A 13,091-nucleotide genomic window follows, 5' to 3' on the forward strand; every position below is an offset into this window, starting at 1 on the left:
AGAGTGTAAAGGGCTACTAAGTCCTGCCACGAACCAACACAACCCGAAAACCCACGCTGCCGCTACGATCGCCACGCGCGAGATAGCTGCGACACGCCGAGCGGCAATCCCGGGGAATGCCGCTCCACGAACCACCACGCAGCAGCTTTTGATTATCATTATCTATTAACCAAGCGCTTCCGTCTTTTGGCGCTCCGTTATAATTTTCGTGCCACTCATCCTGACACCATTCCAAAATATTACCATGCATATCAAATAAACCAAAGGGGTTTGCAGGAAATTTTCCCACATCTGTTGTCTGCTTACGATATTCACCCTTTGGGGCAGAACCATAGGTGTAGTTGCCATCGTAATTAGCTAAATCAGTTGTAATCGTTTCGCCAAAATAAAACGGCGTAGTAGTTCCCGCACGACAAGCATATTCCCATTCTGCCTCACTGGGTAAGCGATAGGTTTTCTCAGTCTTTTTAGATAGCCGAGCGCAAAACTCAATTGCATCATCCCAAGAAACCTGTTCAACAGGTCGATTAGCACCTTTAAAATTGGATGGGTCAGGATTTAAATCAATATTAATCTTGGGTAAATCAGCAACAGCTTTCCATTGGGTCTGAGTTACCGTAAATTTCCCCATGAAAAAGGGTTGAATGGTGACAGGGTGTTGTGGACTTTCATAGCTAAGTCTTTCTGGCTCACTCTCTGGCGAACCCATGAGAAATTTACCACCGGGAATTGCAACCATTTCCAGAACTACACCATTACCCAAACTTTCTGTAAAAAACTCTGCACGTCCACGACTGCGGTTAATTTCATAGGTTTTTCCCCTATCCAAAAATCCTGCTGATTTGGGGGTTAAGGTAGCAGTGTCAAACTCAAACGGCTTAGTTTGAATACCTGGGAGAGATGATTCCCTTTTTAGTCGTTCTTGTAATTCTGCTTCCCGTCTTTTATTTTCGGCTCTTTCTTGTTCTTGGCGTAATATTTCTGCTTGTTCTCGCAGAAGTTTTTCTGCTTGTCGTTTTTGATACTCTATTTCTTGTTCTTTTTTTAGGCGAACTACATCTTCATCTTTAAGCTGATAATATTTCTGGAATGTCTCTAATTCAGCTTCAGATTTTTCACGCAATGGATATCCATGTTCATCTACAAAACTTGCCAAGAATTGCCTATATTTATCTAGATTTTTTTTATATATACCGTAAGGTTCTAATGCTTTTTCTCGAACTGCACTAGCTTCTGTATCTGTTAATTTTAACTTTTCTTGTAAATCTTTTAATATATCAGATTCCACAGGAGAAATCTCGCCATCAGACGCAAATTCTTCAGCCTGATGACGATATTCAATTATGGCGGCTTCCCTGATTAAGCGTTGTTTTTGACGCTCCTTAATGAGGTGTTCAGCAGCAACCTTAATTCCCTGAGCTACATTCGTGAATGCATCATCTTGATTATTCCAAGACGTAATAGGTTTGGCATTTTTGGGCAGAGCTTGTAGTATAGCAAATGGTGCATCTTGCCAAAAAACGTTTCGCAGAATAATTGGAATGACACAAGCCTCTTTAGCTTCGTGGCGTTCTATTGCTTTGGTAACTTCAACATCCCAGCAGTACTTAGAATATATAAAGTCTGAACTGACTAGTAATAAAATTATATCGGCTGTATTTAAATTTTCATTAATCTGCTGATCCCATTCTTTTCCAGGTGGTATTTTGCGATCGTGCCAAGTTGAAGTAATAACCTTGCCGTTCTAACATAGTCAGGTGTTTAGCCAGTTCATCCTTTAAGGGTTCGTCGTTGTGAGAGTAGGAACAAAACACCTTGAGTGGTTCTAACAAAACATCTGCCATTTTGCGTCTTTAAAAGTAGTATAAATTACGGTTCTTACAAATTATAGTATTTTTGCCTGATTTCCTTGATAAACTAACCCCGATCGCCAGTGCAACTCCTGATCGTCTTAACCAAGAGAAATGTATTGCGATCGCTATTCCATTTTGATGCTAGTGCGATCGCTATATGCTTTTATATATTTTGATGGTACTGCGATCGCTGGTTAAGGCTGGAAGCAGGTTTAAAATAAACTTATGACCCTAACAGATATTGCGTAGCTTGCCGCCGTAGGCATCGCAACAACTAATGTTGGTCATTTATCTAGATTTGTTGCAGCCGATTTGTGGCAGAACATTAAAACAAGTTGAGTGAAACCCAACATCATATTAGGTTAACGTTGGGTTTCACAGCATTCAACTAGCTTGATTAGGCGGTATTTCTTCAGGTGGTGCTTCCGCTGGGGGAGCGAGTACCGCATCGGGAGCAATTTCTTCTACGGGAATCGGTTGCTTATCCTCAGTCTCCGCATCTGGTTGCGCTGCTTCCACCAATTCAGGAGATGGGGGATGTGGTCGAATCGCTTCCGGTACACTCTCGGTTTTTGCTTCGGTGTCAGTCGTAACTGTCTCCTCTGCTGGTTTTTCTGGTATAGGAGTAGTTTTATCGATAATCTCAACAGCAGGTTTCTCTGCCAGAACAGAGGTAATATCTTCAGGTCTGGGGGTTGTGGGTGTTTTTTTGCTAACAGTCTGTTGTACCTTGTCTTTAACGCCACTGAAGGTGCTACCAAGACCCTGTTGCAACTGGCCCAGCCGTTCTTGAAGGGACAACTTATTCACCTGTTCCTGAATGCCAGTTTTCACCGTCTCTGGACTGGGTACTTGGGTTTGTTGTGCCTGCGGGGTTAGTTGGCGACGTAATGATAGAGTTTGCCAGCCAAACCAGACCAAAAGAGCCACACTAGCCACATGACCCAGCAACAAACCCCCAGTAATACGTGGTGCAAACACCCATAAGACTAAAGCGTAGAAAAGTCCTACACCACTCCAGATAAAGTCATTCTTGCGGTGGATTTCTGGGAAAAAGAAAGCTGCTATATAGATGGCTAAACTACCAAGACCGACCACCAAAGCTAGGACAAATGCCAGCATTATTTGGTTACTCCTTACTGCGTCCTTTGACTATTTAAATTTTGCAAATTTTGCCAGTCAATTGTTGATTTAGATACAAATTAAAATTAATTATCCGTGTTAGTTGTGGATTTTTGTCGTTTATTCAACTCTTAAGGTCTTCTTTAGGGGAGAACGGAAAATATCGGACTACCCTTATAGGTAAAGGATCTGCAAGAGTTAGCCAGAAATTTTTTATGACACTACAAAGCTTTGGTGTGATTGGATTAGCCGTTATGGGTGAGAACATCGCTCTAAACGTGGAGCGCAATGGCTTCCCAATTGCAGTTTACAACCGCTCCCGAGAAAAAACGGATGCGTTTATGGCGCAGCGTGCTACAGGACGGAACGTCAAAGCCGCTTTTACTCTAGAAGAATTCGTTGCCTTATTGGAACGTCCCCGCAAAATTCTAGTAATGGTGCAAGCTGGTAAACCAGTGGATGCGGTGATTGCTCAACTCAAACCCTTGTTAGAGGAAGGCGATATCATTATCGACGGTGGCAACTCTTGGTTTGAAGATACGGAACGACGCACTCAGGAATTAGAACCCGCAGGGCTTCGGTATCTTGGTATGGGTGTCAGTGGCGGTGAAGAAGGAGCGCTAAATGGGCCTTCACTGATGCCTGGAGGTACAACAAGCTCTTACGAGTTTCTATCACCAATTTTCAACAAAATTGCTGCCCAAGTCGATGATGGCCCTTGTGTAACCTACATTGGCCCTGGTGGTTCTGGCCACTATGTCAAAATGGTACACAACGGCATTGAGTATGGCGATATGCAGCTAATTGCTGAAGCCTACGACTTGCTGAAAAATGTCGCTGGATTAAACCCCAGTCAGCTACATGATGTGTTTGCTGAATGGAACACCACCGATGAACTCGATTCATTTTTGATTGAGATTACGAAAAATATCTTCCCATATATTGACCCAGACACAAATCTACCCCTGGTGGATTTGATTGTTGATGCAGCAGGTCAAAAGGGAACTGGACGCTGGACTGTGCAAACTGCGTTGGAATTGGGAGTTGCTATTCCCACAATTACAGCAGCAGTTAATGCCCGGATTATATCTTCGATTAAAGAAGAGCGGGTTGCAGCATCTAAAGTCCTCACAGGCCCTAGTGGCAAGTATGACGGGCAAACCAAGGACTTTATCAACAAAGTACGCGATGCTCTCTATTGCTCAAAAATCTGTTCTTATGCTCAAGGGATGGCGTTGCTATCCACAGCTTCAAAAACATATAACTGGAATTTGGATCTGGGCGAAATGGCGCGGATTTGGAAAGGTGGTTGTATTATTCGCGCTCGCTTTTTGAATAAGATTAAGAAGGCTTTTAGCGAAAATCCAGCTTTGCCTAACTTGCTGTTAGCTCCCGAATTTAAGCAGACAATTCTTGACAGACAGACTGCTTGGCGGGAAGTGATTGCGACAGCTGCAACAGTGGGAATTCCAGTACCCGCATTTAGCGCATCCTTGGATTATTTTGACAGCTATCGCCGCGATCGCTTGCCTCAAAATCTAACTCAAGCACAACGCGACTACTTTGGCGCACATACCTACCTGCGTCTTGATAAGCCCGGAAGTTTCCACACTGAATGGGTACCTATTGCTGAAGCTGGGAAGTAAGCTTTTGCACTTCTAAATTCTCAATTTACTGAGAAAGTTTAGACTGTTTCAGAATAAATATTACAAGTGGCTCTGAGTTTCAGAGTCACTTTCTTTTTAATGCTGAGTTAAATGCAAAATCAAACTGCTGTATCTTATTGATTGATTTTAAGGCAATACGCTTGGGTTAAGGGTTATTGGTGTAGGTAATTGGTCTTTGAAGACGCGATAAATCGCCGTCTCTACAAGTGTTTTGGTATTATCTGAACTGTATTGGATTTTAAGAATTATTATTACCAAGATATTTGGCTTTTAATTCTTCTAATTCTTGATCTATTTCGTTTGTACTAGAAGGACCAGATGTGGGAATTGGTGGTTGTATTTTATTTGGCTGAGGTTTGTTACTACCCAAAAATTGGGTTTTCATTTGTTCTAATTCCAGATCAATTTGACTAGGAGATGGCGATACAAATGTAGGTGGAGATTTTGGTGGAGATTGAGGGAGGGGTTTTACTGCAATCGCTGATGTGGCTGCTACTTGCGATTGTTGATTTAAGTCTTTGAGAACTTCATCTACTGTTTGATAACGCCGAATTGGAATACTCTCTAACATTTTGTTGAGAATGCGACTCAACTGATTACTAACAGGAGTTTTCAAGTATTGCTGCCAAACCCAAGTATCGTTGTTGGTATCATAAGAATCGAAAGGCGATCGCTGGGTCAATAAATTAACACAGGTAGCACCCAAACTGTAAATATCGCTGGAAAATACAGCCCTACCCCTCATTTGTTCAGGGGCAACATATTCTGGACTACCAATACTAGTACCAGTTTGATTTAAGGCGGCGCCAGTGGCAGATTTAGCGGCACCAAAATCTACTAAAACTAGTTTGCGATCGCTCTCACGTAAAATAATATTCTCTGGCTTAATATCGCGGTGAATTACGTGTCTAGCATGACAAAATTGCAAAACTGACAATAAATCATTTAATAGTTGCTGGATTTGTATTTCATTGAAAGCACCTCTATGCGCCAATTCCTGAGCTAAGTTTTTCCCGTCGATAAATTCTTGTACAAGATACTGCCGATCTTCTTGAGTAAAATATGCGAGTAGTTCGGGAATTTGAGGATGTTTACCCAATTCATCTAACTGCACCGCTTCTTGGTTAAATAACTCTACGGCTTTTGCAAGAGTGTTAGTGCCTTGAGATTGGGGATAAAATTGCTTAATTACGCAGCGTGGTTTTGAGGGCTTATCCTCATCCACAGCTAAGAAGGTTTTGCCAAAACCACCTTGTCCAATTGGTTTAATAGCACGGTAACGTTCTTTGAGGAGTAACTTAGAACCGCAAGCCTGGCAAAACTTGACATGATCAGGATTTTCAGGCTTGGGACAATGGGGATTAAGGCAGTAGCTCATACAGGCGATCGCTCTTATATCTCTTTATTTTACTGGCGTTGAGGGTGGGGAACTTTTGCAAATGGGTTAAACTATGAGCGATGTCTATGACGAGCTACGCCTACGCACTGCTAGCTAACTACCCTATACCTTGTATAACTGGATGGAAGTAGAAGGCGAACCCCAACACTGTATAGGTAGCTAATAATAAAGTGCCTTCAAGCCAATTGGACTTACCATCGGAACTAATACTGTTTGCAATCAACACTGACGCAACCACAGCTACTAATTCAAAAGGTTGGAAATCCAAATCCATTGGTTTACCCATTACCCACCCTGCTATAACTAACACGGGCGCGACAAATAGGGCAATCTGCATACTTGATCCCACAGCTACCGAAAGGGAAAGATCCATCTTATTTTTCATTGCCACGGTGACTGCTGTGGCGTGTTCAGCCGCGTTACCGACGATGGGAACCAAAATCACCCCTGTAAACAGTGCCGTTAAACCTAGCTGAGATGTGGCCACCTCCAGAGAATCGACCAACATTTCTGACTCAATTGCGACCATTAAGGTACATACTAGCAACACGCCAACCCACAACATCATATTTGGTTTAGCATGAGGGGTTTCCTCTTCTTCTGTCTCTGCTACACCCACATCATATAAATAGGAGTGGGTTTTCATCGAAAATAGCAGAGTTAAGGCATAAACCAGGATTAACACTACAGCAACAGCAATAGAAAAATTTTGCAGTGTTTGTTCGTTAATTCCTTGAGAGGTATAATTCATCGCCGTTGGCATCAAAATGGCAATCACCGCCAAATTCATCGAATCAGCATTCACCCGCGCCACAATTGGCTGAAATGTCTGTTCTTTGTAGCGCAGTCCTCCCAAAAGCATGGAAAAACCCATCACCAGTAGTAAGTTGCTAATAATCGATCCCGTGATACTGGCTTTGACTACATCTATTAACCCAGCGTTCAGCGCCACTAGGGCGATGATTAATTCTGTAGCATTGCCAAAGGTGGCGTTTAACAAGCCCCCCAATGATGGTCCCACTACGACAGCAATTTCTTCTGTAGCTGTACCCATCCAAGCTGCTAAGGGCAAAATTGCTAATCCAGCTGTAATGAAAACTATCAATTCTCCCCACTCCAAAAAGTGGGCTGCTACAGAAACCGGGATAAACAGTAATAAAGCGAAAAGAATAATGTTTTTGGTTGACATTTGTTGTCTTGAGTTGAGGGTATCATTCACAGCGAGCAATCCTAAATTTTAAATTTGGAGTGTTGAATTAACAATTACTTTCACTCAGCACTCCCATAGGATACTCTCAACCGTCTGTAGAGCAATTCAGAAATTGTACTGTTTTCAGTTCACTGCTGTGTATGTAAAATTAAATTGCGATATAATGAGATTCTGTAATTTTTTGTTGCAAAACTATGAATTTGAGCAAAAGTTTTACACCAAAAATGGGGTTTAATAGATTAAAAGACAATTAAAATTTTGATTGGCGCTGCTAACGAGAAAACCCCTAACTGAGGCTTTGTTCAATGGCTAATTATTTTGAGCCTTCAGGGAAAGGGCTGTGCGATAACGCAGATTTCCCACTACAATAAAAACGCTTTGTCAAAAATTTGGTTGGATTCCATAGTTGTTGTTTATACCGGATTTTGTGTGAAAACCATTGTAGAAAGGTTTACGCACAATGTTTTCGGTGCAACTGCAAGTTTTTTGTTTTGGATAAATATACATGACTTCTGCTGCTGAAATGCCAGCTAGCTCTGGCTCAACGTTAACATTACATTCAGATCCCAAAAACACCAAAGAAACCGATCCCCTGAGAAAGGCTAATGGTGTTTATGTGACGGTGCATGGTCATTTTTACCAGCCACCAAGGGAAAACCCTTATCTGGACGCAATTGAACGCCAACCGAGCGCTGCACCTTTCCATGACTGGAATGAGCGGATTCATTGGGAATGCTATCGTCCAAATGCTTTTGCCAGAGTCTTAAATGACCAAGGCGAAGTGGTGAAGATCGTCAACAATTATGAGTATTTTAGTTTTAATATTGGCCCAACGCTGATGTCGTGGCTAGAACGCTACGATGTGGAGGTTTATCAGCGGATTTTAGAGGCGGATGCCAAGAGTAGCGATCGCTTGCATGGTCACGGTAATGCGATCGCGCAAGTATACAATCACATCATCATGCCCCTGGCGAACGAACGCGACAAATATACCCAAATTCGCTGGGGTAAAGAAGACTTCCGCTCCCGCTTTGGACGCGATCCCGAAGGAATGTGGCTAGCGGAAACAGGTGTGGATTATGCCACCCTAGAAGCTCTGGTTGCTGAGGGTATTCGCTTCATTATCCTTGCACCATCTCAAGCACTGCGTTGCCGTCCCGTCCCTACTCCAGATCATCCCCATCCTGAATGGCACGAAGTCGGTGGTAGTCAAATTGATCCCACCCGTCCCTATCGTTGTTATTTGAAGCCCACGCTAGACACTTCTTCTTCACCTCTAAGTGCTATCACCACTAGCCCCAAGGATGATAGTACAGAAGAATTACCCTACATTGATATCTTCTTCTACGATGGGCCGATATCGCGGGACATGGGTTTTAGTGATGTTGTTTATAATTCCAGTCACTTTGCCGGACGTATTGGCTCGGCTGTGCGTGGGGATCATCGGCCAACACAGTTAATCTCTGTGGCGACGGATGGGGAAACCTTCGGACATCACAAGAAGGGAACTGAGAAAACTTTAGCCTACGCCTTTACCAAAGAGTTTCCCCAGCAAGGTTGGACGGTGACGAATTTCGCCCACTACCTCAGCCTCAATTCTCCTGGTTGGGAAGTGGAATTGAAGTCAGTCACAGCCTGGAGTTGCGCCCACGGTGTAGACAGATGGCAGGATGACTGTGGTTGCGGTGGAGAAGGCAGCGTTTGGCATCAGAAATGGCGTCGTCCTCTGCGGGATGCCCTAAATTGGCTGCGGGATCAGCTAACTGAGGTGTATGAAGAACATGGTAGGCAGTTATTTCGTGATCCCTGGCAAACACGAGATGAATATATCCAAGTGATGCGCGATCGCACTGCTACCAATGTCAACCGTTTCCTAGCCCGTCATCAAACCCACAAACTAACCGCAGCCGAACAAGTAGACGCACTACGCCTATTGGAAATGCAGCGTCATGCTTTGTTGATGTTCACTAGTTGCGGTTGGTTTTTTGAAGAAATTTCCCGTCCAGAGGGGACACAAATTCTGCGCTACGCCGGCCGTGCTTTGGAATTGGCAGGGGAAGTGGCTGGTGTGCAGTTGGAAAAAGGCTTTGTCAAACGTCTTGGTTTAGCCCCCAGCAATGTGGATGACTTCAAACACGGTGGCGAAATTTATCGGCAACTTGTGTTAACTGCCCAGCTTGGCTTTAAGCAAGTAGCAGCCCATTACGCTATTACTTCTCTGTTTACAAATCAGAAACCAGCACAGACGCACAATTCTTTGCCTAGAAAAGATGCTGCTGATAAACAGTCTCACCGCTACCACAAAAAGGTTTATTGCTACGCTGCCAATGAGCTAGATTACCAAATGCAACGCATGGGATCGCTAACTCTGGCTGTGGGAAATTTAAAGCTGGTATCAGAGATTACTTGGGAAAGCGAGCATTTGGTATTTGCGGTTCTCCATTTGGGAGGCTGGGATTTCCATTGCTGTATTCAACAATTTACTGGGCGGCGTGACTACAGCCAATTAAAAGAAAAGCTGTTTGGGGCACTAAAACAAGCTAGTGCGGCTCATACTATCTTGGCGATGACACAGCTATTTGGGGAAGAAGCTTTCAACTTGCAAAATCTATTTGCTGAAGAACGCCACCGGATTATGCGGTTGCTGAGTGAGGAAACGTTGACACGTTTAGGACAGTTGTATACCCAAGCGTACCGTGATAATTATGGTGTACTGATGGCGTTTCATCGAGATGAAATAGCAGTACCGCAAGAATTGCAGGTAGCAGCAGATATTGCTTTAGGGCATCGCTGTTTGATGACATTGCGATCGCTTGAGCAAGATATCGCTGATCCCCAAAAGAGTTGGAGTCACATATTAGAATTGGAAGCGATCGCTACTGAAGCAAAACATCTGCGTTGTCGGCTGAATATTCCCGACGGTAAGCAGATGTTAGAACAGTTAATTGCGCGATCGCTCTGGCAACTGTTGCATGATGCTAATGGTAGCTTTAATGCAGATATCCAACTATTGGAGAGATTGATTGATGTCGGGGATCAACTAAATATTGACATTTCCCTACAGCGATCGCAAGAACTATATTTTAGTTGTCTGCACAGTCAGATCGCGCCAGTGTGTATGACTAGCGTTGGGAATGAAGGAGATAATCATTGTCTTCAGTTACTTAAGTTGGGTAAAAAGTTAGCCGTTGATGTCAGCATGATCTCAAATCAGTTGGGATAGATGTAGACACGCACAGCGGTACATTGATATCAACTTAAGTGAGTTGGGGGAAAAATTTCACACAGAGAGAAGGGGATAATTATCCCCTTCTCTTTTTAATGTCCTTGATTATGATGTCCGCCAAATCACCCATAATACAATACAGTTCAGAATGAGCAACAAAACCCAGATGTAGAGACGGCGATTTATCGCGTCTCTTCCCTTAACCGAACCGTATTGCAAGTATATTGATCCATAATAAGCATTTTTTGGTAGGGACTTCAGTCACCAAAGCCAGGACTAAAGTCCTTACTACGAACGAACATTTTTTATTCAGCTTGATTAACCGGACATGATATTACTTAACCTGGGAGCGATCGCAATGGTAAGGATAAAGCCACTCACACTTGAAGAGTCCGCGGGTATGTTTCTCAAAAAAGGTTCCTGCATGGCGGCCAGGTGATATATCGATCCCAGCTTTCGTTTTAATCTCATATAGCCAAGGAAAGGCTACTACTAAAATAGCTATGACAGCGAAGAGGTAGAGAATCGTAGTTCTAATATTGAGGAATCTTAGGGAATTGCTATTGTGATTTTGAGGCATAGATAATGAGAAACTAATAGCCCATACGATCCTAGCCTAAAGCTGAAAATATCGCCGGAAGCGAGGATCAATGTTATCTGTTTTCTGCTGATTGCAGGTTAAACATAGAGTTTGGAGATATTAAACTCAACGAGGTTGTTACCAACCCCGTTGGTCTTCAAAACCGTGCGTGAGACTTTCACCTCACACGGCTCCTCAATGGTTTGGTGCTTGTCACGCATACCTCATTACCCATTTGTCCTCAACCCGTTCGAGTTTTTTGGTGGGCTTAGGCTCGGCACTATTACAGCCAGATTTTGTGCCAAGATTGCCATCATTGGCTGTCTTTGTGTCGTGGCAATGTCGGTGAAGTAGTTGAAGATTTTTATACTCATCCTTTCTACCTTTTGATTTCGGGATGATATGGTCAACTTCCATCACATCGTCTTCGCGGAAAAACAATTCACAGTGGGTACACTTCCCTTTTTGCTTTTTCAGGAGCTTTGACACTCTGGTTGGCATTTCTGGGTTGTTCCCCATTCTTGTACTCCAGTAAACCAGATTTCCGTCGTATGGTGACGATTCGCCTTTGACTTTCACATGACGCACTATTGGAGTGGCGGAATGTTTAAGTAACCGAAGTAGGGTTAAGCCTTCCTTCCTGGTTGCGAATACCCAGTTATCACCGCCAATGGTTTTCCAGTAACTTTTTGACACCCATTCCCAGTTCTTACTGGGGTGGCGGTGTTTTGCCCAAGCGCTTAACTTTTGGTACATGAGGTGATCAATATCTGTGTAAGCTACCTTACTTACTACAGTCGCGTAATAGTTAGCCCATCCCCTAATAATTGGGTTTAAATGGTTGATTAGCGCCGCTTGCGGTGCTGCCTTATGGGCTTCAATAATACTAGCGATTTGGTCATAATGTACCTTTTGCTTCTGCTTGCTTGGGGTGATGATTGTCTTAAAACCCTGCTTTGAGTGATACTTTCCTACTGGAAATTGATGTATCGTAAAACCAAGGAAATCAAACCCTGGTTTTTCTTGCTCATACTGTGTGAGAGTGTGGGCGAGTCTCGTTTTACTGGGCTTTAATTCCAAACCCATGCCTTGTAACCATTCAGAGATTATCTCTTTACATCTTTGAACAACGGTTATGTTTTCGTGGAGAATCACGAAGTCATCGGCATAACGGATTAGGCTGAGGGCATTACGGTTTTCCCGTTTACCATAACCACTTCGGGTGGGCAGGGTATCTGCATACTGTCTAATCCGTTCTTCCATCCCGTGGAGGGCAATATTTGCCAGTAATGGAGAAATAACTCCTCCTTGTGGCGTACCTTCAGATGTTGGAAACAACTGCTTACCGTCCATCACTCCCGCTTTTAACCAAGCTCGAACTTGACGGCGAATGGTGGGGAATGTATTTAATTTTGTTAGCAGTGCTTCTTGGTCGATGCGGTCAAAACATTTTGCAATATCTGCATCTAGTACGTATTTAGGCTTAGGAATCATGTAAAAATAACTTGAACAATTGGCCGAATAGTTAGAGTATCAGAATATAACGGAATTAAAGCCTTATATGTCTGATAACCAGGTAGTCGAAAGCATTCAAGACAAGTATGATTCGTTATTGCCCTACTTAAACGAGAAAACACGGCGTATTTGGGCAGCAATCGAAGCTCGAAGTCTGGGACGGGGAGGTGTCAGTCAGGTTGCAATCGCAACTGGGCTATCCCGCACTACAATTCATGCGGGGATGCGTTCGCTGTCAGAACAAGATGGGGTGAAAACAGAGGACGACAGTACTCGAATCCGTACTAATGGTGGTGGACGAAAACTACTAGAAGAACAAGACGCAATGCTGCTATCAGATTTGGAATCACTAATTGAACCAATGACATTGGGAAACCCAGAGTCTCCTCTAAAATGGACTTCTAAAAGTGTGGTGAAATTAGCAGGCACTCTAAATCGTGGGGGACATAGAATTAGTGCTAAAAGTGTTTACAACTTACTTGAATCCCTGGGCTACAGTTTACAATCGAATCGCAAAAC

The 13,091-nt window shown here is 43.4% G+C and carries 10 protein-coding genes and 1 pseudogene; 3 read left to right on the forward strand and 8 right to left on the reverse strand.

The window, feature by feature from the left end:
* Nucleotides 1–16: 16 nt before the first annotated feature.
* The 4 genes and pseudogenes from ACEYW6_RS23530 to ACEYW6_RS23545 all read right to left on the reverse strand — a co-directional run bounded on the left by ACEYW6_RS23530 (nucleotide 17) and on the right by ACEYW6_RS23545 (nucleotide 2,975).
* On the reverse strand, nucleotides 17–1,288 hold the full coding sequence (locus ACEYW6_RS23530; RefSeq protein ID WP_412981653.1) for an SUMF1/EgtB/PvdO family nonheme iron enzyme: 1,272 nt from the start codon (nucleotides 1,286–1,288) through the stop codon (nucleotides 17–19).
* Nucleotides 1,289–1,570: 282 nt separating this feature from the next.
* Nucleotides 1,571–1,732, reverse strand: a pseudogene (locus tag ACEYW6_RS23535) (TIR domain-containing protein); the annotation flags it as partial.
* Nucleotides 1,671–1,844 (reverse strand): hypothetical protein, encoded by a 174-nt coding sequence (locus ACEYW6_RS23540; RefSeq protein WP_412981654.1) that lies wholly within the window; start codon nucleotides 1,842–1,844, stop codon nucleotides 1,671–1,673. The pseudogene ACEYW6_RS23535 and the gene ACEYW6_RS23540, both read right to left, overlap by 62 nt.
* A 393-nt stretch (nucleotides 1,845–2,237) precedes the next feature.
* The gene (locus tag ACEYW6_RS23545) at nucleotides 2,238–2,975 is read right to left on the reverse strand and encodes a Ycf66 family protein (RefSeq protein WP_412981655.1); all 738 of its coding nucleotides are present in this window, start codon (nucleotides 2,973–2,975) and stop codon (nucleotides 2,238–2,240) included.
* A 215-nt stretch (nucleotides 2,976–3,190) separates the two neighbouring features.
* Between ACEYW6_RS23545 and gndA the strand changes: the two genes are divergently transcribed.
* Nucleotides 3,191–4,621 (forward strand): NADP-dependent phosphogluconate dehydrogenase, encoded by a 1,431-nt coding sequence (gndA, locus tag ACEYW6_RS23550; RefSeq protein ID WP_412981656.1) that lies wholly within the window; start codon nucleotides 3,191–3,193, stop codon nucleotides 4,619–4,621.
* 259 nt (nucleotides 4,622–4,880) lie between these two features.
* Here gndA and ACEYW6_RS23555 read toward each other — a convergent pair whose 3' ends face one another.
* Entirely contained in the window at nucleotides 4,881–6,020 is a 1,140-nt protein-coding gene (locus ACEYW6_RS23555; protein WP_412981657.1) for a protein kinase domain-containing protein, read from the reverse strand.
* Nucleotides 6,021–6,138: 118 nt separating this feature from the next.
* Nucleotides 6,139–7,260, reverse strand: coding sequence for a calcium/proton exchanger (gene cax / locus ACEYW6_RS23560; RefSeq protein WP_412981658.1), 1,122 nt, complete (start codon nucleotides 7,258–7,260; stop codon nucleotides 6,139–6,141).
* 496 nt (nucleotides 7,261–7,756) lie between these two features.
* Here cax and ACEYW6_RS23565 point away from each other — a divergent pair, with 496 nt between their 5' ends.
* Nucleotides 7,757–10,474: a DUF3536 domain-containing protein gene (locus tag ACEYW6_RS23565; RefSeq protein WP_412981659.1), complete on the forward strand. Its 2,718-nt coding sequence runs from the start codon at nucleotides 7,757–7,759 to the stop codon at nucleotides 10,472–10,474.
* A gap of 337 nt (nucleotides 10,475–10,811) precedes the next feature.
* On the opposite strand, the gene ACEYW6_RS23570 is transcribed toward ACEYW6_RS23565, so the two are convergent.
* Nucleotides 10,812–11,057 (reverse strand): hypothetical protein, encoded by a 246-nt coding sequence (locus tag ACEYW6_RS23570; protein ID WP_412981660.1) that lies wholly within the window; start codon nucleotides 11,055–11,057, stop codon nucleotides 10,812–10,814.
* A gap of 213 nt (nucleotides 11,058–11,270) precedes the next feature.
* The gene (locus ACEYW6_RS23575; RefSeq protein WP_412981661.1) at nucleotides 11,271–12,551 is read right to left on the reverse strand and encodes a group II intron reverse transcriptase; all 1,281 of its coding nucleotides are present in this window, start codon (nucleotides 12,549–12,551) and stop codon (nucleotides 11,271–11,273) included.
* A gap of 67 nt (nucleotides 12,552–12,618) precedes the next feature.
* On the opposite strand from ACEYW6_RS23575, the gene ACEYW6_RS23580 reads away from it, so the two are divergent.
* Nucleotides 12,619–13,091, forward strand: a 473-nt coding sequence (locus tag ACEYW6_RS23580) for an ISAzo13-like element transposase-related protein (protein WP_412981662.1), incomplete at its 3' end; no start/stop codon positions are given.

Source organism: Nostoc sp. UIC 10607, from assembly GCF_047228265.1.
In the GTDB taxonomy this organism is placed as follows: domain Bacteria; phylum Cyanobacteriota; class Cyanobacteriia; order Cyanobacteriales; family Nostocaceae; genus Nostoc; species Nostoc foliaceum_A.